The 23334-nt window shown below is 72.0% G+C and carries 21 protein-coding genes; 17 read left to right on the top strand and 4 right to left on the bottom strand.

What is annotated here, in order from left to right; translation table 11 throughout:
• Window positions 1-10: 10 nt before the first annotated feature.
• The gene (locus ACFXMF_RS32390; RefSeq protein WP_360314605.1) at window positions 11-1054 is read left to right on the top strand and encodes an ABC transporter ATP-binding protein; all 1044 of its coding nucleotides are present in this window, start codon (window positions 11-13) and stop codon (window positions 1052-1054) included.
• A complete protein-coding gene (locus ACFXMF_RS32385) occupies window positions 1047-2129 on the top strand; it encodes a dipeptide ABC transporter ATP-binding protein (RefSeq protein ID WP_360314607.1) in 1083 nt (360 codons plus the stop codon). Before ACFXMF_RS32390 ends, ACFXMF_RS32385 begins: the two co-directional genes overlap by 8 nt.
• Here ACFXMF_RS32385 and ACFXMF_RS32380 read toward each other — a convergent pair.
• Window positions 2090-4249 (bottom strand): prolyl oligopeptidase family serine peptidase, encoded by a 2160-nt coding sequence (locus ACFXMF_RS32380; RefSeq protein ID WP_380020905.1) that lies wholly within the window; start codon window positions 4247-4249, stop codon window positions 2090-2092. The two genes, ACFXMF_RS32385 and ACFXMF_RS32380, sit on opposite strands and share 40 nt — an antisense overlap.
• 208 nt (window positions 4250-4457) lie before the next feature.
• Here ACFXMF_RS32380 and ACFXMF_RS32375 point away from each other — a divergent pair, with 208 nt between their 5' ends.
• From ACFXMF_RS32375 to ACFXMF_RS32355, 5 genes are all read left to right on the top strand, one after another.
• Window positions 4458-4658, top strand: a complete 201-nt coding sequence (locus tag ACFXMF_RS32375) for a DUF2304 domain-containing protein (protein WP_379992253.1) — start codon at window positions 4458-4460, stop codon at window positions 4656-4658.
• 72 nt (window positions 4659-4730) lie between these two features.
• Window positions 4731-5351: a class I SAM-dependent methyltransferase gene (locus ACFXMF_RS32370; protein ID WP_360314611.1), complete on the top strand. Its 621-nt coding sequence runs from the start codon at window positions 4731-4733 to the stop codon at window positions 5349-5351.
• A 58-nt stretch (window positions 5352-5409) separates the two neighbouring features.
• A complete protein-coding gene (mshB, locus tag ACFXMF_RS32365) occupies window positions 5410-6312 on the top strand; it encodes an N-acetyl-1-D-myo-inositol-2-amino-2-deoxy-alpha-D-glucopyranoside deacetylase (RefSeq protein WP_379992254.1) in 903 nt (300 codons plus the stop codon).
• A 10-nt stretch (window positions 6313-6322) separates the two neighbouring features.
• Window positions 6323-6715 carry a DUF6113 family protein gene (locus ACFXMF_RS32360; RefSeq protein ID WP_360314615.1) on the top strand — a complete coding sequence of 131 codons (393 nt, stop codon included), beginning with the start codon at window positions 6323-6325 and terminating at the stop codon, window positions 6713-6715.
• A gap of 355 nt (window positions 6716-7070) precedes the next feature.
• Window positions 7071-9914, top strand: coding sequence for a VanW family protein (locus ACFXMF_RS32355; RefSeq protein WP_360314617.1), 2844 nt, complete (start codon window positions 7071-7073; stop codon window positions 9912-9914).
• A gap of 75 nt (window positions 9915-9989) precedes the next feature.
• Here the strand turns inward: ACFXMF_RS32355 and ACFXMF_RS32350 are convergent, their stop codons facing one another.
• Window positions 9990-10760, bottom strand: coding sequence for a hypothetical protein (locus ACFXMF_RS32350; RefSeq protein ID WP_379992524.1), 771 nt, complete (start codon window positions 10758-10760; stop codon window positions 9990-9992).
• A gap of 58 nt (window positions 10761-10818) precedes the next feature.
• Here ACFXMF_RS32350 and ACFXMF_RS32345 point away from each other — a divergent pair, with 58 nt between their 5' ends.
• The 5 genes from ACFXMF_RS32345 to ACFXMF_RS32325 all read left to right on the top strand — a co-directional run bounded on the left by ACFXMF_RS32345 (window position 10819) and on the right by ACFXMF_RS32325 (window position 16233).
• A complete protein-coding gene (locus tag ACFXMF_RS32345; RefSeq protein ID WP_360314621.1) occupies window positions 10819-11769 on the top strand; it encodes an ABC transporter ATP-binding protein in 951 nt (316 codons plus the stop codon).
• Window positions 11766-12494, top strand: a complete 729-nt coding sequence (locus ACFXMF_RS32340) for an ABC transporter permease (protein ID WP_360314623.1) — start codon at window positions 11766-11768, stop codon at window positions 12492-12494. The genes ACFXMF_RS32345 and ACFXMF_RS32340 overlap by 4 nt, the downstream gene beginning before the upstream one ends.
• A 49-nt stretch (window positions 12495-12543) precedes the next feature.
• A complete protein-coding gene (locus ACFXMF_RS32335; RefSeq protein WP_379992523.1) occupies window positions 12544-13752 on the top strand; it encodes a sensor histidine kinase in 1209 nt (402 codons plus the stop codon).
• 10 nt (window positions 13753-13762) lie between these two features.
• On the top strand, window positions 13763-14368 hold the full coding sequence (locus ACFXMF_RS32330) for a response regulator transcription factor (RefSeq protein WP_360314627.1): 606 nt from the start codon (window positions 13763-13765) through the stop codon (window positions 14366-14368).
• Between the two features lie 269 nt (window positions 14369-14637).
• Window positions 14638-16233, top strand: a complete 1596-nt coding sequence (locus ACFXMF_RS32325; RefSeq protein WP_380020902.1) for a cellulose binding domain-containing protein — start codon at window positions 14638-14640, stop codon at window positions 16231-16233.
• 67 nt (window positions 16234-16300) lie between these two features.
• Here the strand turns inward: ACFXMF_RS32325 and ACFXMF_RS32320 are convergent, their stop codons facing one another.
• Together ACFXMF_RS32320 and ACFXMF_RS32315 are read right to left on the bottom strand one after the other, a co-directional pair.
• Window positions 16301-17140 (bottom strand): transglutaminase-like domain-containing protein, encoded by an 840-nt coding sequence (locus ACFXMF_RS32320; RefSeq protein WP_360314631.1) that lies wholly within the window; start codon window positions 17138-17140, stop codon window positions 16301-16303.
• Window positions 17137-18078 (bottom strand): GNAT family N-acetyltransferase, encoded by a 942-nt coding sequence (locus ACFXMF_RS32315; protein ID WP_360314633.1) that lies wholly within the window; start codon window positions 18076-18078, stop codon window positions 17137-17139. Before ACFXMF_RS32315 ends, ACFXMF_RS32320 begins: the two co-directional genes overlap by 4 nt.
• Before the next feature lie 203 nt (window positions 18079-18281).
• Here ACFXMF_RS32315 and fdxA point away from each other — a divergent pair, with 203 nt between their 5' ends.
• From fdxA to ACFXMF_RS32290, 5 genes are all read left to right on the top strand, one after another.
• Window positions 18282-18608, top strand: coding sequence for a ferredoxin (gene fdxA, locus ACFXMF_RS32310; RefSeq protein WP_020556628.1), 327 nt, complete (start codon window positions 18282-18284; stop codon window positions 18606-18608).
• 87 nt (window positions 18609-18695) lie between these two features.
• Window positions 18696-19778: a succinyldiaminopimelate transaminase gene (dapC, locus tag ACFXMF_RS32305; RefSeq protein WP_379992306.1), complete on the top strand. Its 1083-nt coding sequence runs from the start codon at window positions 18696-18698 to the stop codon at window positions 19776-19778.
• Window positions 19779-19846: 68 nt separating this feature from the next.
• Window positions 19847-20908 carry a succinyl-diaminopimelate desuccinylase gene (gene dapE / locus ACFXMF_RS32300; protein WP_360314635.1) on the top strand — a complete coding sequence of 354 codons (1062 nt, stop codon included), beginning with the start codon at window positions 19847-19849 and terminating at the stop codon, window positions 20906-20908.
• Window positions 20909-20988: 80 nt separating this feature from the next.
• A complete protein-coding gene (locus ACFXMF_RS32295; protein ID WP_360314637.1) occupies window positions 20989-21771 on the top strand; it encodes a TIGR00730 family Rossman fold protein in 783 nt (260 codons plus the stop codon).
• A 98-nt stretch (window positions 21772-21869) separates the two neighbouring features.
• Entirely contained in the window at window positions 21870-23279 is a 1410-nt protein-coding gene (locus tag ACFXMF_RS32290) for an alkaline phosphatase PhoX (protein WP_360314639.1), read from the top strand.
• The last annotated feature ends 55 nt before the right edge of the window (window positions 23280-23334 follow it).

The following is a 23334-nucleotide window of genomic DNA, read 5'->3' as shown; positions in this document are numbered from 1 at the left end:
GGACAGACAAGTGACGACGATCGACACGAAGAACAAGCCCGGGAGCCCGGGCTCGGCCGCTGCCGCGCCGCTGCTCGAAGTGGACAACCTCCACGTCGAGTTCCGCACCCGCGACGGTGTGGCCAAGGCGATCAACGGTGTCTCGTACGACGTCAGCGCCGGCGAGACGCTCGCGGTGCTCGGCGAGTCCGGGTCCGGCAAGTCGGTGACCGCGCAGACGATCATGGGCATCCTGGACATGCCGCCGGGGCACATCACCGGTGGTGAGATCCGCTTCCACGGCAAGGACATGCTCAAGATGTCCAAGGAGGAGCGCCGGAAGATCCGCGGCCAGAAGATCTCGATGATCTTCCAGGACGCGCTCTCCGCGCTCAACCCGGTGTACTCGGTCGGCTTCCAGCTCGCCGAGATGTTCACCGTGCACCGCGGGATGTCCCGCAAGGACGCCAAGCTCAAGTCCATCGAGCTGATGGACCAGGTGCGCATCCCGGCCGCCAAGGACCGGGTGAACGACTACCCGCACCAGTTCTCCGGCGGCATGCGCCAGCGCATCATGATCGCGATGGCGCTCGCGCTGGACCCCGAGCTGATCATCGCGGACGAGCCGACCACCGCGCTGGATGTGACCGTGCAGGCGCAGGTGATGGACCTGCTCGCGGAACTCCAGCGCGAGCGCAACATGGGCCTGATCCTGATCACCCACGACCTCGGCGTGGTCGCCGACGTCGCGGACAAGATCGCGGTCATGTACGCGGGCCGGATCGTCGAGCAGGCGCCGGTGCGCGAGCTGTACCGGCAGCCGACCCACCCGTACACCAAGGGTCTGCTCGAGTCGATCCCGCGCCTGGACCACAAGGGTCGCGAGTTGTACGCGATCAAGGGCCTGCCGCCGAACCTGATGCGCATCCCGTCCGGCTGCGCGTTCAACCCGCGCTGCCCGTACGCGCAGGACGTGTGTCGCAGCGACGTTCCGCCGCTGCACGAGATCTCGCCCGGGCGTGGTAGCGCATGCCACTTCTGGGAGACCGTGATGGAGGGAGAAGTCCGTGACTGAGTCCCCGACCGGCGCGACCGCCGCCGATGTGCGCAAGGTCGTCAAGCCGGTGGCACAGGGCGAGCCGATCCTTCAGGTGCGGGGGCTGGTCAAGCACTTCCCGATCACCCAGGGCATCCTCTTCCAGAAGAAGATCGGCGCCGTCAAGGCCGTCGACGGTGTCACCTTCGACCTGATGAAGGGCGAGACCCTCGGTCTGGTCGGCGAGTCGGGTTGTGGCAAGTCCACCGTCGCCCGGCTGCTGATGAACCTGGAGTCGATCACCGCGGGCAGCGTGCTGTACAAGGGCGACGACCTGGCGAAGTTGTCCGGTCGTGCGCTCAAGGCGGTGCGCCGCAACATCCAGATGGTCTTCCAGGACCCGTACACCTCGCTGAACCCGCGGATGACGGTCGCCGACATCATCGGTGAGCCGTACGACATCCACCCGGAGGTCGCGCCCAAGGGCGACCGCAAGCGGCGGGTGCAGGAACTGCTCGAACTGGTCGGCCTGAACCCGGAGCACATCAACCGGTATCCGCACCAGTTCTCCGGCGGTCAGCGCCAGCGCATCGGGATCGCCCGGGGCCTCGCGCTCAACCCGGAGATCATCATCGCCGACGAGCCGGTGTCCGCACTGGACGTGTCGGTGCAGGCGCAGGTGGTCAACCTGCTGGAGAAGCTGCAGAACGAACTGGGTCTGTCGTACCTGTTCATCGCGCACGACCTCTCCGTGGTGCGGCACATCTCGGACCGCGTCGCGGTGATGTACCTCGGGCGGATCGCCGAGATCGGCACCGACGCGCAGATCTACGACCACCCGACGCACCCGTACACCCAGGCGCTGCTGTCCGCGGTGCCGGTGCCGAACCCGGACGGCCGCGAACACCGCGAGCGGATCATCCTCACCGGCGACGTGCCGTCGCCGGCGAACCCGCCCTCGGGCTGCCGGTTCCGTACCCGGTGCTGGAAGGCGCAGGACATCTGCGCCGAGCAGGAGCCGTTGCTGGAGATCCGCAAGGGCCTCTCCGGCCTGGGCGCGCACGACAGCGCGTGTCACTTCGCCGAGGAGAAGGACATCGTCGGCGCGGCCTGATCCGCGTCCCGACACGACAGGGCCCGGCGCAGGAAGTCGACCTGGAGCAGCAGCAGGTTCTCCGCGACCTGCTCCTGCGGCGTCATGTGGGTGACGCCGGACAGCGGCAGCACCTCGTGCGGGTAGCCGGCCGCGAGCAGGCTGCTGCTCAGCCGCAGCGTGTGCGCCGCGACCACGTTGTCGTCGGCGAGGCCGTGCACCAGCATCAGCGGCCGACGGGTCGGCACCTGCTCGATGCCGGCCGCCAACGAGTTCCGCCGGTAGACCTCCGGCTGCTCGGCGGGCAGACCCAGGTAGCGCTCGGTGTAGTGCGTGTCGTAGAGCTCCCAGGCGGTGACCGGTGCGCCGGCCACGGCCGCGTGGAAGACGTCCGGGCGGCGCAGCACGGCCAGCGCCGCCAGGTAGCCGCCGTAGGACCAGCCGCGGATGCCCACCCGGGTGGTGTCCAGCCAGGGTCGCTCGGCGGCGACCGCCGCGAGGGCGTCCACCTGGTCCTGGAGGGTGATCGGGCCCAGATCCAGGTGGATCGACTTCTCCCACTCGGGGGAGTGCCCGGGGGTGCCCCGGCCGTCCGCGACCAGCACCGCGAAGCCCTGGTCGGCGAACCACTGCGAGGTCAGGTGCGGGTTGCGCGCGGCGAGCACGCGCGGGCCGTGCGGGCCGCCGTACGGGTCCAGCAGGATCGGCAGCCGCTCGCCGGAGGCGGGGTCGAACCCGGTCGGCAGCAGCAGCGCGCACGGGATGTCGCGGGCACCGGCGCGCAACAGTTCGACCCGCGCGGTGAGCACGGGGGTGGCCGCGTGCGAGGTGATCTCGGCGAGTTCGGCGCCGTCGCGATACACCCCGACCCGGGCGCCGAAGCGGTCCAGCGAGGAGGAGAGCAATACCGTGGTGTCGCCGGAGCGCACCGCGGTGTGCACGCCGGGCTCGGCGCTCACCCGGGTGACCCCGTCGGCGGCGACCCGGTAGACGTGGATCTCGCCGATCTCGGGGTCGCTCGCGTCGGTTCCGGCCGACGCGGTGATCAGCACGTCCTCGTCGGCGACGTCCAGGATCGAGCGCACGAACAGGCGGCGGTCGGTCAGCTCCTTGTCCGCGACCACCACCCGGCGGGCCCCGTCGGCGTCGACCAGCCGGACCAGCCGGCCGTCCGGTGTCCACGCGGGTACGCCCGGGACCAGGTCGATCCACACGTCGTCGGTTTCCGCGTGCAGCTCGCGGGTGGTCCCGGCGCCGAGGTCGACGGCGAGGGTGAGCAGTCGCTTCTGGTCGCGCGGCTGCACGCTCAGCAGCGGGTCGCCGCCGGCCGACCAGTGCACGCTCGCGAGGTAGGGGTACGCCGCGCGGTCCCAGGTCAGCTCGGTACGGGTGCCGTCGAGGCCGATCAGCCACGCGGTGACCTCGGCGTTGGGGGTGCCGGCGGCGGGATAGGCCACCCGCGTCGGCGCACTGGCCGGGTTGGCCGGGTCGCTGATCCACCAGCGATCCACCGGCGCGTCGTCCACGCGGGTCGCGATCAGCGCGGAGCCGTCGGGCGCCCACCAGTAGCCCCGGAAGCGGGACATCTCCTCGGCGGCGATGAACTCGGCCAGGCCCCAGACGACGTCGTCGCCGTCGGGCTCGGCGAGCGCGGTGTCCCCCGAGCCGTCGGCGGCCACCACCCGCAGGGCGCCGGCCGCCGCGTAGGCGATGTGCGTGCCGGTCGGCGAGGGACGCGGATCGATCACCGGGCCGGGCACGGCCAGCTCGCGCGCCGCCCGCCCATCGGTGAGGGAGACGGCGAACAGCCGGCCCGAAAGGGTGAAAGCCGCCAGCTCGCCCGCGCCGTCGAGCGCGTAACCGACGATGCCGGCCGCCCCCTCGCGACTGCGTTCGCGTCGGGCCCGCTCCTCGGCGGAGAGATCCTCGGCCGCGCCGCCGAGCAGCACCGCGGGATCGGCCACCAAGCGCTCGACGCCGGTCTCGGGGTCGAGCGTCCACAGGCACGTGGTGGGGTCGTCGGCGGCCTTGGACCGCAGGAAGGTGATCCGGCCGTCGGCGATGCCGAAGCCGCGTGGAGCGCCTTGGGTGAAGCGCTGCGTGCGGGCGTATTGCCGGGGAAATGTGATCTCCGAGCTCATGCGCCACAGCGTACGGGGCGGGGGCGTCGAGGGGAGGGGAGACCGAGGGAGAGTGCGGACGCCCGTGCGAACACCACCTCGCGCCCGCTGAACGAGTGAACGCTGTTCGTGATCGCCGTCTTACAGTCTGTGTGTAGACATGTCCCTTTGGGTGCGATGGCCGGCTTCTCCGAGCAAGCCCTCGAACCCCCTTGCGCACAGGAGGTGCGTGACTGTGGTGGTGTCCGTCTCCGCCGTGCTGCTGCTCGGTGTCACCGTCGTCTTCTTCGTCCGGAAGTCCGCGCTCAGGCCCGTACACGCGATCGTCTGCACGCTGCTCGGCTTCTATCTGTCGACCACATCGATGGCCCCCTCGATCCGCGACGCGGGCATGAGCCTGGCCGGAGTGGTCAACGGGATCCATTTCTGAGCGGGCTCCCTCGGTCCTGAGCGAGTGCCGCCGGCGAGGGCTCACGGGGTCGGCTTTGTAGGCTGGTCTGTCATGACCAATCGATGGCTGGCCAATACCGGTGGCACCCGAGGGCCCGAGTACGCCGAGCGGTTTCGCCGACTCGCCGCCGAAGGGCGCGACATGCACGGCGAGGCGCGGTTCTGCGACGCGCTGTTGTCCGAGCCCGCGCGCGTGCTGGACGCGGGCTGTGGGACGGGCCGGGTGGCGATCGAGCTGGCCCGGCAGGGCCACGAGGTGGTCGGCGTCGACCTGGACGCCTCGATGCTCGCCGAGGCCCGGGCCGCGGCGCCCGGGCTGACCTGGGTGCTCGACGACCTCGCCGACCTGGATCCGGCGGCGCTCGGCGGGCGCGGCAGCTTCGACCTGGTGGTGGCCGCCGGCAACGTGATGATCTTCCTGACTCCGGGCAGCGAGGTCGAGGTCGTGCGCGCGCTGGGCACGATGTTGCGGCCGGGCGGGATCCTGGTCGCCGGGTTCAGCCTCACGGGCGGTCCCGACGAGGTGGGGGCCACGATCGACGTCGAGCAGTACGAGGCGGCCTGCGCGGCGGCCGGGCTGACCCGCCGGACCCGATACGCCGGCTGGGGGCGCGAGCCCTGGATCGACGGCGGCGACTACCTGGTGGCCGTGCACGCGCGGCCGACCGGCTGACTCGGCGACGCGGGGTCGGCGCCCCGGGTCCCGCGATCGGCTGCGTAGGCTGTCACGCATGACCGAACGCACTGTCGAAAGCCCGCTGCGCCTGTTGCTCGTCCATGCCCACCCGGACGACGAAGTGATCAACAACGGCGCGTCGATGGCGCGCTACGCGGCCGAGGGTGTGCACGTCACGCTCGTCACCTGCACGCTCGGTGAGGAGGGCGAGATCCTGGTTCCCGAGCTGGCCCACCTGGCGGCCGACCGCGAGGACGGGCTCGGGCCGCACCGGATGACCGAGATCGCCGACTCGATGAAGGTGCTCGGCATCTCCGACCAGCGTTTCCTGGGTGGCCCGGGCCGCTACCGGGACTCCGGGATGATGGGCGTGCCGAGCAACGATCGGCCCGACTGCTTCTGGCGGGCCGACGTCGACGAGGCCGCCGCGCACCTGGTGTCGGTGATCCGCGAGGTGCGCCCGCAGGTGCTCGCCACCTACGACGAGCGCGGCGGCTACGGCCACCCGGACCACATCCAGGCGCACCGGGTGGCGCTGCGTGCCGCCGAGCTGGCCGCCGACCCGACCCACGCCGAGGGCGCGGGCGAACCCTGGACGATCGCGAAGATCTACTACAACGTGATGCCCCGGTCGATCCTCAAGGCCGGCATCGAGCGGATGATCGAGGCCGGCCAGGACGTGCCGTTCACCGCGGTCGAGGTGGACGATTTGCCGTTCGCGGTGGACGACGACCAGGTCACCACCGCCGTGGACGCGGGCGATTACGTGGGCGCCAAGTTCGACGCGCTGCGGGCCTATCCCACCCAGGTCTCGGTGGAGGACGGCTTCTTCGCGCTGTCCAACAACATCGGCCAGAGCATCATGTCGGTCGAGCACTATCGGCTGGTGCGCGGCGAACTCGGGCCCACCGGCCCGGACCACCGCGAGGACGACCTGTTCGCCGGACTGCGCCCGTAAGGTAGCCCTCGTGCCAGACAAAGCCGGCCGCATCGCGGCATACGTGGTGCTGTTCCTGCTCGGCGTGGTGATCGCCTTCATCGGGGCGTTCACCCAGGCGGCCTACCCGCCCGCCGGACTGATCGTCGCGCTCGCGGGCAGCGGCGGCCTGTTCGTCGCGGGCGGTTCGCTGCTCAAGACGAAGGCGGGGGCCGCGGTGCCGGTCGCCGCCTGGATGCTGACCGTGTTGTGGCTGGCGAGTTGGACCCGGCCCGAGGGCGACTGGATCTTTGTCAGCGGGTTCCTGTCGTATATCTATCTGCTCGGTGGCACCATCTTCGGTGTCGCCGCGGCCACTTACCCTTGGGGCGGCATCAAACCCGTCCTCCTTTCGGGTGAATCGGTGAAGACGCGGACAAGGTGACTCCCTTGCCCCGCCATGCTTGCCGACGGCGCGTGCTGCGCGGTAGGCGACGGTGCGGGGTAACGGTGTGGCAGGAGCGCAGTATTGTGGTTGCCGAGGTGCGGTGCGTGTCATGTCCTGTCCATGGGGCCGTCGCGACCGACTCCTCTGGCCCGTCGTACCGGGCAACCTCGGTGGCCGAGTTCGTCCACTCGCTTTCGATGGGGAGCAGTAAAACCCTCGAAGGCGGTGTCACGACCCGCACGCGGCGTGTGTCAACGCACCGCCGTCGCACTTTCCTGGATACCGCCCGACCCCGGGCGGGGGCGGCCGTGCGCCGCCACGCAACCTTCAGCTGTCGGAGAGCTCGTTCTTCGTGAGTAACGACCAGCCCCCCACGCCCGACGACCCGGGCGCGCAGCCGCGCCGCGACGATCTCGGTGGTGATCCGCATCCGTTCTTCGGGCGGGTCGGCCGCTCGTCGCCGGCCGCACCCGCTGCCCGTGAGCGATCCGCCGCGCCCGCGTCGTCTCCGCATCCATCCCCCGATCCGTTCGGGGACGACGACGAGTTCGCGTCGTGGTTCGATGACGAACCGCCCCGCCCCGCGCCCGTCGCGGGGCCGCCGGGTGGTTCGTCGTGGCCCAGCGCGGACGACGATGTGCCTCCCGTCGCGGAACCGCCCCGGCAGGAGGCCCCGCCGCTGGGGCCCAACGGACTGCCGCAGCGGGTTCCCGGCGCCTCGGGAGCCAGGAGTCTGACCGCCGACCCGGGCGGTGCGTCCGGTCCGGTGCCGTTCTCGGACGCGCCGCCGCCGGCGTTCGTACCGGCGCAGCCCGGGCAGCCGCCGAGCCACCGGCAACCGCCGCACGATCAGCCGCTCTCCGGCGCGCCCGCCGCGTACTCGGACGAGCACGGCGCGGGTGTGCCCGGTGCGGGTCTGGACGACGTCGGCTACGGCCCGCCGCCCGTGGTCGAGCCGTTCGCCCGGCCGACCGAGGCGGCGCCGGGGGAGGCGGCCGCGGCGAGCGGCGCGCTGCCGACCCGGGTGGGTCGGCGCCGGCTGATCGCCGGCTTCGGCACACCCGAGGCCAACCCGGTGCCGGCCGCGCCCGCCGACGAGGTGGACGCCGAGTCGGACGTCGAGTCCGGTGACCAGACGATGACCACCCGGGTCAGCATCAAGATCCCCGGGTCGCGGCCGATTCCGCCGGTGGTGTTGCGCGGCCAGGCCCCGCTGCCCTCGCAGGACCCGCCGCGCTGGACCCGCGACGGTGAGTCCGACGGGCCGTACGAGTACCAGACGCGGCAGGAGCAGGACGCCGCCGACCACGGGTTCCCGCAGTACGGCACCACCGACGCGCACGCGGCGGAGTCCGGCACGGCGCACCCCGACGACACTCGGGACGGCACCGACGAGCCGCGACCCGCGCCCGCGCGACCGCGGCGGCGCAAGCCGAAGGCGCTGATCGCGTGCGCGGCGGGGCTCGCCGTGGTGGGCGGGGTGTACGGCGCGTCGCTGGCCTATGCCGGCGGCGGGGTGCCGCGCGGCACTTCGGTGCTCGGCGTCAACATCGGCGGCCAGTCCCGCGACGAGGCGGTGCGTACGCTCGAACAAAAGCTCGGCGATCGCACCACCAAGCCGATAAGGCTCACCCTGGCGGGCAAAGAGTTCCAGCTCGACCCGGCCGTGGCCGGGCTGCTGCTCGACGCCCGCGCGACGGTCAGCGAGGCGTCGAAGGGCGGGATGAACCCGCTCACCTCGGTGCCGGCGATGCTCGGCAAGACCCGGGAGACGCAGCCGCGTACGGTCGTGGACCCGGTCAAGCTGGGGGCCGAGTTGGAGGCGCGCGCCGCCGAGGCCGGCGGCGGGCTGACCGACGGCGGGATCTCGTTCGCGGGCGGCCAGGCCGCCGCGATCGCGCCGACCAGGGGCAAGGTGCTGGACACCGCCGCCGCGGTCAAGCTGGTCGAGGCGGCCTTCCTGCGCGGCAACGGGCCGGTCGAACTGCCGGTCAAGACCGCCGACCCCAAGGTCGCCCAGGCCGAAGTGGACCGCGCGATGCGCGAGTTCGCGGTGCCCGCGATGTCCGGACCGGTCACCCTGACGGCCGGCACCAAGAGCCTCAAGCTGACCCCGGCCGTGCTCGCCAAGTACCTCACCATGGTCCCGGACGGCAGCGGCAGGTTGCAGCCCAGGATCGACACGAACGGACTGCAGGACGAACTGGGCCAGACCTTCTCCTCGGTCGGCGAGAAGCCCAAGAACGCCACGTTCAAGGTCGAGGGCAAATTGGCGGCCGGTGCCAAGGTGTCCGTGGTGCCGTCCGTGCCCGGCAAGGGCGTCTCCGGCGCGACCGCGGCCGACGCGCTGCTGACCGTGCTGGCCAAGACCGGCACGGCCCGCACCGCGAAGGTCAGCCTCGGCCCGGTCGAGCCCAAGCTGACCACCGAGGCGGCGAACAAGCTCGGCATCACCGAGGTGATGTCGACGTACACGACGAACTACCCGTTCGCCCCATACCGGTTGACCAACATCCACCGGGCCGCCGATCTGATCACCGGCTCGGTGGTCAAGCCCGGCGACACCTGGAGCCTGAACAAGACGGTCGGCGAGCGCACCGCGGAGAACGGCTTCGCCAAGGGCACGATCATCAACAACGGGCGTTTCCAGACCGACTTCGGCGGCGGCGTGTCGCAGGTGGCCACGACGACCTTCAACGCGGTGTTCTTCGCCGGGCTCAAGGACGTCATGCATCGCCCGCACAGCTTCTGGATCGACCGCTATCCGGCCGGTCGCGAGGCCACCGTGGCCTGGCCCTCGCTGGACCTGAAGTTCCAGAACGACTCCGGGAAGAACGTCTATCTGGAGTCCACCTACACCGACTCCACGGTGACCGTGACCCTGCTGGGCACCCGCCGGTTCGACGACATCAAGGCCGAGCCGGGCAGCAAGTACGACGTGGTCAAGCCCAAGTCGGTGGTGGACAAGTCGGCCGGCTGCGTGCCGCAGGCCGCCTCCGACGGGTTCAAGATCGACGTGACGCGGGTGTTCATCCAGGGCGGCAAGGAGAGCGCGCGGGAGAAGTTCCACACCAAGTACGACCCGGCGGACAAGATCACCTGTGATCGCACCGGCGGCGCGGAGGGCGAGGGCCAGGGACGCACGGCGGACTCGCCGCCGCCGGGCGCGATGCCGGTCCGCATGTCGGACGACTAGCGCCGGGCACCTTCGCGCGCAGCCACACGCCGGACGGGCGACCTGCCCGTCCGGCGTGCCGCGTCCGGGGCCGGGTCAGTCCGTGGGCCGGCCCACGTCGCGGGACAGGTCCAGGGCCAGGAAGCGGTCCAGATAGGCCAGCGCCTCGAACCGGGCGCCGGGGGCCAGCCCCTGGTCGCGGGCCAGCTCGACCACCAGCCGAAGCGCGGTGGGGGTGTCCAGGCCGTCGTCGAGCGCGGCGTGGACCGGCGCCACCGCCTCGCCCGGCAGCGCCCGGGACGGGGACTCGGCGCACTCGGCCGTTCGGGCCCGCAACTCGGTGAGGGTGCGCTCGGCCTCGGCGGCCCCGTAATAGCCCTTGGGGTCCGCGCGCAGCGGTTCGTCCGCGGCCAGCGAGAGCAGCAGCAGGCGCAGCGCGAGCGGGTCTCGGGGGTGCGGGACCGGACGCCGCGGCGCGGCCTCGATCAGCGCCGCCGGGTGCAGCACGTGTACCCGGGCCTTGGGTCCCTGATCGCCGCTCTCGCCGATGTACAGGTCGATCGCGCCGTCCGGCTGTCCGGTGCCGGGCACCGGCATGTTGTACCGCCCGTGGCCCGCCGGATCCGCGATCTGTGCGCGGTACGGCAGTTGATGGATCGTCACGGTCAGCCGGTGCCGGTCCGCGACGCGGCGGAAGGTGTCGGCGAGGATCGCCGCGCGCAACGAGCGACTCGGGTAGGCGACGCGCACCCGTCTGCCGATCGAGGTGGTCACGGGCTCGGACTTGCCGGTCTGGGAGTCGGTCAGTCGCACCATGTGCCCACGGTAGGCGTCCGGCCCGGCCGGCACGGCCATGACATCTGTCATGGCGCGATCAGGAGGTTTCCCACTTCGCCGGATCCGCGCCCACCGCCACTGTTGACGCATGACGATCACGGCTGGAAAACAGACGACCGCGCCGGCCGTCGCACTCGCCGGTGTGCGCAAGAGCTTCGGCGACCTGCGCGCCGTGGACGGGCTCGATCTGGAGCTGCACCAGGGCGAGACGGTCGCCCTGCTGGGCCCCAACGGCGCCGGCAAGTCCACCACGTTGGACCTGCTGCTCGGCCTGAGCCGGCCCACCGAGGGCACCGTCGCGCTGTTCGGCGGCGACCCGCGCGACGCGATCCGCCGGGGGCGGGTCGGTGCGATGTTGCAGAGCGGCGGCCTGATGCCGGACGTGACCGTCGGCGAGATGGTCAAGCTGGCCCGCGACCTGCACCCGCGCCCGTTGCCGCAGGCACAGGTGCTGCAACGGGCGGGCATCGAGGACCTGGTCGACAAGAACGTCGACAAGCTCTCCGGCGGGCAGGCCCAGCGGGTGCGCTTCGCGGTGGCCATCGCGGGCGAGGTGGACCTGATCGTCCTGGACGAGCCCACCACCGGCATGGACGTGGACAGCCGGCGGCGGTTCTGGGGGAGCATGCGCGAACAGGCCGAGCTGGGCCGCACCGTGTTGTTCGCGACGCACTACCTGGAAGAGGCGGACAACGTCGCCGACCGGGTGCTCGTGCTGCACCGCGGCAAACTGCTTGCCGACGCGAGCGCCGCGCAGATCAAGGCCCGCGCGGGACTGCGCCGGATCGCCTTCGACCTGACCGAGTCGGTCGAGCGGTACGAATCGACCCTGCGCGCGCTGCCCGGCGTCGTGCAGCTCGAACTCGGCGGCACCACGGTGCGCATGCGCAGCGACGACGCCGACGAGACGGTCGCCGCGATCTACGCCGCGGGCCTTCGGCCGCGCGGCCTGGAAGTGGCCGGACTCGGCCTGGAGCAGGCGTTCCTGGCGATCACCCAGCAGGCGGACGAGGCGGAAGGCATGGAGATCGCGTCATGAGGACCCTGATGAGGCTGGAAGTCCTGCGGATGTTGCGCAACCGCCGGTACCTGCTCTTCACGCTCGCCTACCCGGTCGCGATGTACCTGATCTTCGGCAGCCAGTCGGGTGACGTCGACGGCACCGACGTGGCCGCCTACATCATGGTGTCGATGGCCTCGTTCGGCGCTGTCGGCGCGACGCTCAGCGCGGGCGTGCAGCGGATCGCGGCCGAGCGGCAGAGCGGCTGGACCCGCCAGTTGCGGCTGACCACGCTGACCGGGCGGCAGTACGTGATCTCCAAGCTCGCGTCGGCGGCGGTGGTCGGCCTGCCCGCGATCGTGCTGGTGCTGTTCACCGGTTTCCTGCGCGGGGTGCGGCTGGACCCGTGGCAGTGGGGCGTGCTGGTGATCGCGCTGTGGTTCGGCTCGTTCGTGTTCGCGGTGCTGGGCATCGGGTTGGGCTATCTGGTCGCGCCGGACTCCGCCCAGCCGGTGTTCATGCTGGTCTACCTGGGCATGGCGGTGCTCGGCGGGATGTGGGTCCCGTTGACCGGGTTCCCGCAGTTCCTCCAGGACATCGGGCACGTGATGCCGACCTACCGGCTCGGCCGGCTCGGCTGGGAGGTGCTGGACGGCCGGCATCCCCGGATGTCGGACATCGCGGTATTGGCGCTGTATCTGGTCGCGTTCACCGCGCTGGCGGCGTGGCGCTACCGTCGCGACGAACAAAAGGTCGCGGCCTGAGTCGGGATCGCTTGCGGCACGGGACCTCATCCACGAAGGAGCGCACGGCATGAAGTGGTCGGACCCGACGCGGCAGGACAGCGCGCGAGGGCGGGCGATCCGGATGTCGTGGTCGTTGTTGTGGCTGTTCTTCCTCACCCCCGTCGTGCACGACCTGGCGACCGGGGGCTACGGCCCGGTCCGGCTGGCGCTGGGCTCGTTCGGGCTGCTGGTGGTGGTGGTCTGCTACGTCTCGCTGGTGTTCGGCGGGATCGGCTGGTTCGGCCTGTTCGGCCGGCTGGAGACCGCGCTGCGCCGGGTGCTGGACACCGATCGCATATTGCGACTGACCTGCCTGGTGTTGTGGGCGACCTCGGTCGCGCTGATCCTGGCCTTCGACGACGAGTGGCTGGGCCTGATGGTCTACGTGTCGGTGTCGCTGGGGGCCGGGCTGCGCTTCCCGCAGTCGATGTGGGCGATCCTGGGCTGTGTGCTGACCGGGCTGGCCCTGGGCGTGCTGCTGGGGGCGGCCGGGAACGACATCCTGGTGCTCGCCTTCGTCACGGTGCTCACCGGCGGGCTGATGATCGGGATGCGCCGACTCCTGGAGACGCTGGTCGAGCTGCGCGAGGCCCGGGAGATCGTGGCCCAGCTCTCCGCGAACGAGGAGCGCCTGCGGATGGCCCGCGACCTGCACGACGTGCTCGGCCACTCGTTGTCCCTGATCACGCTCAAGAGCGAACTCGCCGGCCGGTTTCTGCCCGGGCAGGTCGAGCGCGCGGCGGAACAGGTCGCGGACATCGAGCGGGTCAGCCGGCAGGCGCTCGTGGACGTGCGCGAGGCGGTGGGCGGCTATCGGCGGCCGACCTTCGCGGTCGAGCTGGCGGGTGCTCGGATCGCCGCCCGCGCGGTGGGCATCGAGCTGGTCGTACTGCCCGAACAGTGGCCGGTGTGCCCGGATCCGGAGGCCGAGGCGGTGCTCGCGTGGGCGCTGCGCGAGGCGGTCACCAACACGATGCGGCACAGCGGCGCGCGACGTTGCTCGGTCACGCTGAGTACCGGAGCCGCGTGGAGCCTGGAGATCACCGACGACGGGCGTGGTGCGGCGCGCTGCGAGGGCAACGGGCTGACCGGGCTGCGCGAGCGGTTCGCGTTGGCCGACGGCGACATTCGGGTGGGTGTTCCCGAGGGAGGTCGCGGGTTCGCATTGACCGCTTCGGTCCCGGTGCTTCCCGGTAAGGACGACGTGGGGCTGATCGGTCCCGGGGTCAACCGCTAACGTTCGGCCCGTGATCAATGTGCTGCTCGCCGAGGACCAGGCCATGGTGCGCGAGGCGCTGGCCGCGTTGCTCGGCCTGGAGGAGGACATTCGCGTCGTCGCCCAGGTCGCGCGCGGGGACGAGGTGCTCGCGGCGGTTCGGGCCAGCGGCGCCGACGTGGCGCTGCTGGACATCGAGATGCCCGGCCAGGACGGTCTGTCCGCCGCCGCCGAGCTGCGCCGGGTCGTGCCCGGGTGCCGGATCGTCATCCTGACCACCTTCGGCCGGCCCGGCTATCTGCGTCGGGCGATGGAACTGGGCGCGGACGCCTTCCTGGTCAAGGACGCGCCCGCGGCACAACTGGCCGACGCCGTCCGGCGGGTGCTGCGCGGGGAGCGGGTGATCGACCCCACGCTCGCGGCGACCGCGCTCTCGGTCGGCGCCGATCCGCTGACCGAACGCGAGCGCGACGTGTTGCGGGCGGCGGCCGACGGCTCGACGGTGTCCGAGATCGCGTCGGGGCTGCATCTGTCCGAGGGCACCGTGCGCAACCACCTCTCCTCGTGCATCGGCAAGACGCATGCCCGCAACCGGGCCGACGCGGTGCGCATCGCGCACGAGAACGGCTGGATGTGAGCGGCGGCCCGCACCGCGAGGACCGGACCCCGGCCCGATCCCGACGGTGACCGGGCCGGCCCGCCTCGGCGTCCTTGAGGGTGTCGCCGCATGCCTTGCGCTCCACGGCTCGTGGCCGGGGATCGATACCCGCATCTCTCGTGCCGAGACGAAGGATCTTCGCAACTCCCCGCCCGGACCGGGTCGATGGGACCCGGGCGCGAAGGCCGGTAGAGTCCTCGTGCCCGGCGGCCCGAGTGCCGCCGGAGAGGATGTCGGAGGAAATGGGCATGGGGTCGCACCGGGCAAGCGGTCCCGAGCCGGGCGCCGGTCGTCCCCGCCGGGAGCGGATCCGCTGGGCCGCCGCCGGCGCCGCGCTCGCCGCGTTGCCCGCCGCGCTGGTCGTGGCCCTGTCCGGGGACTCGCCCGGGCGCGACCACGTGCTCAGCGCCGACTACGTGCGCACCGGTTCGTGGCCCACCGGGTACAGCGGCCAGTACGTCCTGCGCAATTCCGGCTCCGACACGGTCAAGGGCTGGACGCTGCGCTTCGATCTGCCGGCGGGCACCCGGGTCGCGAACGTGTGGAACGGCCGATTGCAGCCGGCCGAGGGCAAGTACACGGTGCGCAACGAGAATTGGAACAAGGCGCTGCGCCCGGGCGAGAGCATCGTGGTCGGCTTCGAGGTGCGCCGGGACGGCGCCGGCGTGCCGACCGCGAGCGAATCGGCGCGCGCCGACGGCCCGATCGCGTGCACGATCAACGACAAGCCGTGCGGCGTGCCCGCCCCGACCGCGTCCGGTGACCGCTCGGCCACGGCCGGGCCGATTCCCTCCGCCGGCCCGCTCGACGGCACCGACCGGCCCACTCCCACCGGCACCGGCCGGGTCGGCGCCCCGTCGACCACGGCGCCGCCGCCGTCCTCGAGTGGCTCCACCGGGTCGGCCACGCCGCGCTCGGGCACGGTCGAACACCTCGCGCCCTACCTGGACATGACGCTCTCCGGCGCGCTCGACCCCGCCCGGGCGGGCGCGGCCGGCGGGGTGCGCGAGCGCACGTTGGCCTACGTCGTGGACGGTGGTGGTTGTCGGCCGATGTGGGGTGGGGTGACCCGACTCGACGACCCGGTGACCACCGGTCGGATCGCCGCGCTGCGGGATGCCGGCACCACGATCCGGGTCGCCTTCGGCGGCGCCGGCGGTACCGACCTCGCGGCGTCCTGCGGCACGCCCGAGGAACTGGCGGGCGTCTACCGGCAGGTTCTGGCCGCGACCGGGGCGACCGGGATGGACCTGGACATCGAGGGCCGCTCGCTGGTGCGTCCCGACGTGGTGCAGCGGCGCAACGCGGCGCTCCACCTGCTCCAGGAGGGTGCCCGGGCGGCCGGCCGGCCCGTGGACATCGGGTACTCGCTGCCCGTGGACCCGCTCCAGGGGTTGGGCGACGAGGCCAAGGCGCTGCTGCGCGACGCCGTCGCGCAGCAGGTCGAGGTCTCCTACGTCAACATCAAGGCGCTGAACTACGGCGCCGCGGTCGCCCCCCGGCCGCAGGGCCGGATGGGCCAGTTCGCGAGCGACGCCGCGCACGCCGTACAGGGGCAGATCCGCGAGGTGTGGCCGCAACTGTCCGAGGAGCAGTCCTGGCGGCGGGTGTCGGTGACGGTGATGATCGGCCGCAACGACGTGGCGGGCGAGGTGTTCACGCTGGACGACGCGCGCAGGTTCGCCGAGTTCGCCCGGACGGTGCACCTGGGCCGGATCGCCTGGTGGTCCGCGGCGCGGGACCGGCCGTGCCCCGACGGCGCCGGCACCGAGGCGGGCGTCGACCCCACGTGCAGCGGGGTCGCCCAGGACGCCGACGCGTTCCTGCGCATCCTGGGCGGCTGAGTCCCGGCGGCGGGACCGGCCGGGAGCGTGCTCGGTCCGCCGCGGCCCCGTCCGGGGTCGCCGGGCCTCAGTTCAGCCGGGCCCGGGCGGCCTTGGCCTCGGCCAGCACACCCTCGGCGACCTTCGGGTCGATCCGTTCGACGAGTTCGGCGTATTCCTCCAACTGCCGGGCGCCGGCCGCGAATTGGCCGGTCTTGGCGAGCAGCGTGCCGCGCTCGTGGCGCAGCGCCGCCGGATGGCGCGGCAGCAGCAGCGACAGCTCGACCGCCCACAACCGGGTCCAGGCGCCCTCGATGCCGCGCTCGGGCTGAGCGGCCCAGGCGCGGATGTTGTTGAGCACCCGGAGCAGGATCGCGGTCGGCCGGGCCGGCTGCAAAAGCGCCGGATCGCCCGCTTGGCCGCCCGCCTCCGCGGCCAACCGGCGGGCCCGCGACACCGACAGCGGCACCCCGCCGTGGAAGGGGTCGGCCAGCTCGAAGGCGTCGTCCGGATCACCGATCCCGACCACGAAATGTCCCGGCAACGCGACGCCGTAGACCGGCAGGCCGGCCCGTCGGCCCACCTCGATCCACACCATCGACAGCAGGATCGGCAGCCCGCGTCGACGGCGCAGCACCTCGTGCAGCAGCGACGAGCGCAGGTCGGCGTAGTCCGACTGTTGTCCGAAGAAGCGGGCCCGACCACCGAGCACGAGCGCGAGCGCCGCGGCGGCCCGGGCCGGGTCGCCCCCGGGGCCCACCTCGGCCCGCACGGCCGCCGCGAGCCGGTCCAACTCGGCGATGCCCGCGGCCGGGTCGAAGGTCGGATCGACCTCGACGCCCATCAGCAGTGCCGCCTCGGCCAGGTCCACCTCGTCCGCCCGGACCACCGAGGCGAACCGATCGCGTGCGTTCCCGGGATCGCTCACGGGCGGGCGACCGGCGATCGGCGGTAGTGGTAGCGGTGGTGGTCGGTGAAGCCGAGCGCGTCGTAGAGCTCGCGGGCCGGCCGGTTGTCCGATTCGACCTGGAGCCACCCGGTGACCGCGCCGCTCGCCAGCGCCCGATCGGTCAGCGCCTTCACGATCGCCCGGGCGTGGCCCCGCCGACGATGGGCCGGGTCGACCTCCAGGGCGGCGAAGCCCGCGTACCGACCGAGCACGCAGACGCGGCCGATCGCGATCGGCGCGCCCGAGTCCGGATCGCACACGGTCGCGAACAGGGTGCCGGGCGGACCCTGGAGCACATGCCGTTCGGCGCCGCCGCCCGAGCGGCCCGCGACGTGGTGGTAGAGGGATAGCCACGCGTCGGTGAGGGTGTCCTGGACCCGGACCGCACTCGCGTCCACGTCGTGCAGCACGTCCGCCGCGCGCACCAGCCGCCCGGTGCGCATCAGGGCGTCGCCCTCCGCGAGCCACCCGGCCGCGTCGAGGAAGCGGTCGAACGGGTCGGCGTGGGCGACCTGGAACAGCGTCGGCAACCCGCGGGTCTCGTACCAGCGGTTCACTCGATCGAGTGCCTCCTGGGAGGGGACGCCGGGCTCGCCCAGGACCAGCACCGAGTTGGCCCGCCGGGTGAATCCCTCGGCCGCGCGCAGCAGCCATTCGCCGAACGTGGCGACCTCCGGCGCGGGCCAGGATCGGCTGGCCACGTCCTGCAGCCGAGCCGGGGTGAGTCGTTGCACGGGCGGCGGCACCACCTTGGCGGCCACGATGCTCGCTTCGGCCACCCGGGCGATACTGCCGTCCCTGCGGGTGATTGTCAGCACACCGTCGCGCCAGTCCACGAGGTCGCCCACGACGTCCGTAAAGGCTGCTCCGGACTCCTCCGGCGGCAGCTCGCGGCGCACCGACACGCGTCTGCCCACATCTCGCGGTGTGATCCTCTTCACCTGTCCGGCTTCCCCGATCCGCGCTGACCTCGTCCGCCCACGTCTGCTGACATGTTCGCGGCCCACAGGAAGGGCCACCTGCTAGGAGTAGGCCCCGGCCCACCGCGATACTAGTTGCGGGCACCGACGTTGCCGCGCTCCCGCGCACCCTGTACCGCCCGCATGAGGAGGAACCCGACGTGACCTACGTCATCGCGCAGCCCTGCGTCGACCTGAAGGACAAGGCATGCATCGAGGAGTGCCCCGTCGACTGCATCTACGAGGGTGAGCGTGCGCTGTACATCCACCCCGACGAGTGCGTCGACTGTGGAGCCTGCGAGCCCGTCTGCCCGGTCGAGGCAATCTTCTACGAGGACGACACCCCGGAGCAGTGGAAGGACTACTACAAGGCGAATGTCGAGTTCTTCGACGACCTCGGCTCCCCGGGCGGCGCCTCGAAGATGGGTCTGATCGCCAAGGACCACCCGCTCATCGCCGCGCTGCCGCCGCAGGCGACCGGCGAGTAGAGCGACGTGACCGCTTCGCACAACGGTGCGGAAACGCCTACCGACCCCGCAGCCGCGCGGGGTCGGCGGGCGCGTCGCGTCACCGATCTGCTCCCCGTCTTCCCCTGGGACCGCCTCGAACCGTTCGGCGCGCGGGCCCGGGCCCACCCGGACGGCGTGGTCGACCTGTCGGTGGGCACGCCCGTCGATCCCACCCCGCAGCTCATCCGGGACGCGCTGAGCGCCGCCGCCGATTCGCCCGGCTACCCGACCGTGTACGGCAAGCCCGAACTGCGCGAGGCGATCGCCGGGTGGCTGGTGCGCCGGCTCGGCATCTCCGGCGCGAATCCGGACGCGGTGCTGCCGGTGATCGGTACCAAGGAACTGGTCGCGGCGCTGCCCAACCAGCTCGGGCTCGGCCCGGGCGACACCGTCGCGCACCCGACGCCGGCCTATCCCACCTACGACGTGGGTGCGCGGCTGGCCGGGGCCACCCCGCTCGCGGTGGCGGACGGCGTGCTGCCGGATCCCGCCGGCGTACGGATGATCTGGCTGAACTCGCCGGGCAACCCGCACGGCGCGGTGCACTCGGTCGAGGAACTGCGCGCGGTGGTCGAGTGGGCCCGCGCGCACGACATCCTGGTCGTCTCGGACGAGTGCTACATCGAGCTGTGCTGGGAGACCCAGGCGGTCTCGGTGCTGCACCCGGACGTGTGCGGCGACTCGCACGAGGGGCTGCTGGCGCTGCACTCGCTGTCCAAGCGCAGCAACCTGGCCGGCTACCGCGCGGGCTTCGTCACCGGCGACCTCGCGGTGATCCGCGAACTGCTCGCGGTGCGCAAACACTCGGGACACATCGTGCCGGGGCCGGTACAGGCGGCGATGACCGTCGCCTTCGCCGACGACGAGCACGTCGCGGTGCAACGGGCCCGCTACGCGGCCCGGCGCGCGGCCCTGCGCGACGCGCTGGAGTCGTCGGGCTTCCGGATCGAGCACTCCCTGGCGAGTCTCTACCTGTGGACCACGCGCGACGAGGACTGCTGGGACACCGTGGCGTGGTTCGCCGAGCGCGGCATCCTGGTCGCGCCGGGCGACTTCTACGGCCCGTCGGGCAACCGGCACGTGCGGATCGCGTTCACCGCGTCCGACGAGCGGGTGGCGGCGGGCGTGGAGCGGCTCAAGAGCGGTTGAGCGACGAGGCTCGATTCACCTGACATATCGTCAGATAACGCGTCCCGGGACAGGGATAGGCTGCCGTCATGACCGTGAGGCTTGATCTGTCCCAGGACGCGGCGTCGCTCACCGCGCAGCTCGTCGACATCCCGTCCGTCAGCGGCGACGAGCGGGTGCTCGCCGACGCGGTGGAGCAGGCGCTGCGCGCCCACCCGCATCTGACCGTCCACCGGGACGGCGACTCGGTGGTCGCGCGCACCGACCTCGGGCGGCCCGAACGCATCCTGATCGCCGGCCACCTGGACACCGTCCCGATCGCGGACAATCTGCCGTCGCGGATCGAGGGTCCGCTGATGTACGGCTGTGGCACCTCGGACATGAAGAGCGGCGTCGCGGTGCAACTGCGCCTCGCCGCACAACTGACCGAGCCCAATCGCGACGTCACCTACGTGTTCTACGACTGCGAGGAGATCGAGGCATCCCGCAACGGGCTGCTGCGGCTGGCGAACACCCGTCCGGAGTGGCTCGTCGCCGACTTCGCGGTGCTGATGGAGCCGACCGGCGGCGCGGTCGAGGGGGGCTGCCAGGGCACCCTGCGCGTGCGGATCACCACCCTCGGCACCCGCGCCCACTCGGCTCGCTCGTGGCTGGGCGACAACGCGATCCACGCCGCGGCGCCGATCCTGACCCGCTTGCAGGGCTACGAGGCCGCCAAGGTCGTGATCGACGGGCTCGAGTACCGCGAGGGGCTCAGCGCGGTCGCGATCGAGGGCGGCGTGGCGGGCAACGTGATCCCGGACGTGTGCACGGTGACGGTGAACTTCCGGTTCGCCCCCAATCGCAGCGTCGAGCAGGCGTTGGAGCATGTGCGGGAGGTGTTCGCCGGGTTCGACGTGGTGCTCACCGATGCCGCCGCCGGTGCGCTGCCCGGTCTGGACCGACCCGCAGCGGCGGCCTTCGTGGCGGCGATCGGGACCGCGCCGAGGGCCAAGTTCGGCTGGACCGACGTGGCGCGCTTCTCCGCGCTGGGCATCCCCGCGGTCAACTACGGGCCCGGCGACCCCAACCTCGCGCACAAGCGCGACGAACACGTGGAGATCGCGCTGATCGGGGAAAGCGAGAAGCGACTGCTGCACTGGTTGCGTTAGGACCCGGCCCGGCCCGAACCGTCGCGGTGGTTCCCCGGTAAATGCGATCAACCACCGCCCGGGCGTGACAGGGTGGCCGGATGGATGCGCGATTCGCTCCGGAGGAGCCACCCGAGTTCGCCTCGCCCAGTGAGGTCGAGGAAGAGCATCCCGGCATGGGGCACCTCGGTACCGAGGCGTGGCGCGTGCTGCGGATCCAGACCGAGTTCGTGGACGGGTTCGGCATGCTCGCCGACCTGGGCCGGGCGGTCAGCGTGTTCGGGTCCGCCCGGACCAAACCCGGGTCGGCCGAATACCGGATCGGCGAGCGGGTCGGCCGGGCGCTGGCCGAGGCCGGCTACGCGGTGATCACCGGCGGCGGCCCGGGCGCGATGGAGGCGGCCAACAAGGGCGCCCGGGACGCGGGCGGGCAGTCCGTGGGCGTGGGCATCAAGCTCCCGTTCGAGTCCGGGCTCAACCCGTACGTGGACCGGGGCATCACGTTCCGCTACTTCTTCGCGCGCAAGACGATGTTCGTCAAGTACGCGCAGGGCTTCATCGTGCTGCCCGGCGGGATCGGCACGCTGGACGAGTTGTTCGAGGCGCTGACCCTGGTCCAGACCGGCAAGGTCACCCACTTCCCGGTGGTGCTGATCGGTCGTGACTACTGGACCGGCCTGATCGACTGGGTCCGTGACGTGGTGATCGCCCAGGGCAAGGCGTCGCCGGCCGACCTGGACCTGATCCGGATCACCGACGACGTGGACGAGGCGGTGCGCATCATCCGCGACGCCGACCTGGAGTGCTCCAAGATCGAGGCCGAGTCCCGCGCGGACAAGGCCGAGGCGGAACGCCGCGCCGGTGGCGGAGCAATTGCCACCTGACGGGCATTCGGGCGCCCCGCCGCGTTCACTTGGGGGACACCGACGGGCGAAAGCGTAGGGGCGTCCCGATATTTCCTGCCTGTCACTGGAGAAACCAGATGTCGCTGTCCCGCAGGGGCTTCCTCGGTCGCACCGCCACCACCGGTGCCGGTGTCGCCCTCATCGGCAGCACCGGCATGCTGCTGGCCCCGAACGCCTCGGCCTCGTCCCGGCACAACGGGCACGGCCGGCCGCCGGCCCAGCCGGGCTACGGTGCGCTGATCAACGACCCCGCCGGGCGCCTGGCGCTGCCCAAGGGTTTCTCGTACCAGATCGTCACCGAGGCCGGTGTCACCAAGCTGGAGTCGGGCGAGCCCACCCCGAGCAACCACGACGGCACCGGCGCCTTCAAGCTGCGCGGCGGCGGCACGGTCCTGGTCAACAACCACGAGCTCGGCGGTTCGTTCAAGGACACCCCGCTCCCGGTCCCGCACCTGTCGGGTCTGGTCTACGACGAGGGTCTCGCCGGCGGCTGCACGGTGGTCGAGGTGAACCGTTACGGCAGGCGCATCCGCGAGTACGTCGGCGTGGCCGGCACCGCGACCAACTGCGCGGGCGGGGTGACCCCCTGGGACACCTGGCTGACCTGTGAGGAGACCGAGCAGCTCGCCGGTCAGGGCAGCGCGACCAAGGACCACGGCTACGTGTTCGAGGTCGACCCGTACGACCGCCGCGCCAACCGCGACCCGAAGCCGATCAAGGCGCTCGGCCGGTTCGCCCACGAGGCGGTCGCGGTCGACCCGCGCCGCGGTCACCTCTACCTGACCGAGGACGCGAGCAACCCGAACGGGCTGTTCTACCGCTGGGAGCCCCCGCGCCACTGGGACGGCGGCCGGGGTCGGCTGCGCAAGCTCGCCGACGACGCGGGCACCCTCGCGGCGATGCGCTGCGTCGACGCGAGCGGCAAGCACGTGGACGACCTCTCCCGCGCGACCGAGATCGGCACCACCTACGCCGTCGACTGGGTCAAGGTGCAGGAGCGCGACGCGCGCACGGTGTCCATCCGCAAGCAGTTCCAGAACACCGACATCACCCGCGGTCGCAAGATCGAGGGCATCTGGTGGGGCGACGGCGGCGCGTGGGTCGTCTGCAGCTTCGCCCGCAAGGAGAGCCCGGGCACGGCGCACGACGGCCAGATCTGGTTCTACGACCCCCGCCGCGGCCGGCTGACCCTGAAGCTGCGCTTCGGCGTGAACGCGACGCCCGACGTGGACGGCCCGTTCGACGGCCCGGACAACATCAGCGTCTCGCCGCACGGCGGCGTGATCATCGCCGAGGACGGCGAGGGCGTGCAGCACCTGCTCGGCGCGACCGAGGACGGCAAGACCTACCCGGTCGCCCGCAACGACGCGGACGGGGACAGCGAGTTCACCGGCCCGATCTTCTCCGAGGACGGCCGCACGCTGTTCGCGAACGTGCAGACCCCGGGCACCATGTACGCGATCCAGGGCCCCTGGAAGCGCTGCTGATCCGCTGATCCGCCGGCTGCGGCCGGAGCCACTCCTCGGCGCCCGCGCCCACCTT

Source organism: Embleya sp. NPDC059213, assembly GCF_042754445.1.
Classification (GTDB): domain Bacteria; phylum Actinomycetota; class Actinomycetes; order Streptomycetales; family Streptomycetaceae; genus Embleya.
This window is presented reverse-complemented; position numbering and strand designations above follow the sequence as displayed.

Coding starts and splice junctions, on each gene's coding strand:
- ACFXMF_RS32380 (WP_380020905.1), bottom strand. CDS start 4,249: ATGAGCTCGGAGATCACATTTCCCCGGCAATACGCCCGCACGCAGCGC.
- ACFXMF_RS32370 (WP_360314611.1), top strand. CDS start 4,731: ATGACCAATCGATGGCTGGCCAATACCGGTGGCACCCGAGGGCCCGAG.
- mshB (WP_379992254.1), top strand. CDS start 5,410: ATGACCGAACGCACTGTCGAAAGCCCGCTGCGCCTGTTGCTCGTCCAT.
- ACFXMF_RS32350 (WP_379992524.1), bottom strand. CDS start 10,760: ATGACAGATGTCATGGCCGTGCCGGCCGGGCCGGACGCCTACCGTGGG.
- ACFXMF_RS32345 (WP_360314621.1), top strand. CDS start 10,819: ATGACGATCACGGCTGGAAAACAGACGACCGCGCCGGCCGTCGCACTC.
- ACFXMF_RS32340 (WP_360314623.1), top strand. CDS start 11,766: ATGAGGACCCTGATGAGGCTGGAAGTCCTGCGGATGTTGCGCAACCGC.
- ACFXMF_RS32335 (WP_379992523.1), top strand. CDS start 12,544: ATGAAGTGGTCGGACCCGACGCGGCAGGACAGCGCGCGAGGGCGGGCG.
- ACFXMF_RS32325 (WP_380020902.1), top strand. CDS start 14,638: ATGGGGTCGCACCGGGCAAGCGGTCCCGAGCCGGGCGCCGGTCGTCCC.
- dapE (WP_360314635.1), top strand. CDS start 19,847: ATGACCGTGAGGCTTGATCTGTCCCAGGACGCGGCGTCGCTCACCGCG.
- ACFXMF_RS32295 (WP_360314637.1), top strand. CDS start 20,989: ATGGATGCGCGATTCGCTCCGGAGGAGCCACCCGAGTTCGCCTCGCCC.
- ACFXMF_RS32290 (WP_360314639.1), top strand. CDS start 21,870: ATGTCGCTGTCCCGCAGGGGCTTCCTCGGTCGCACCGCCACCACCGGT.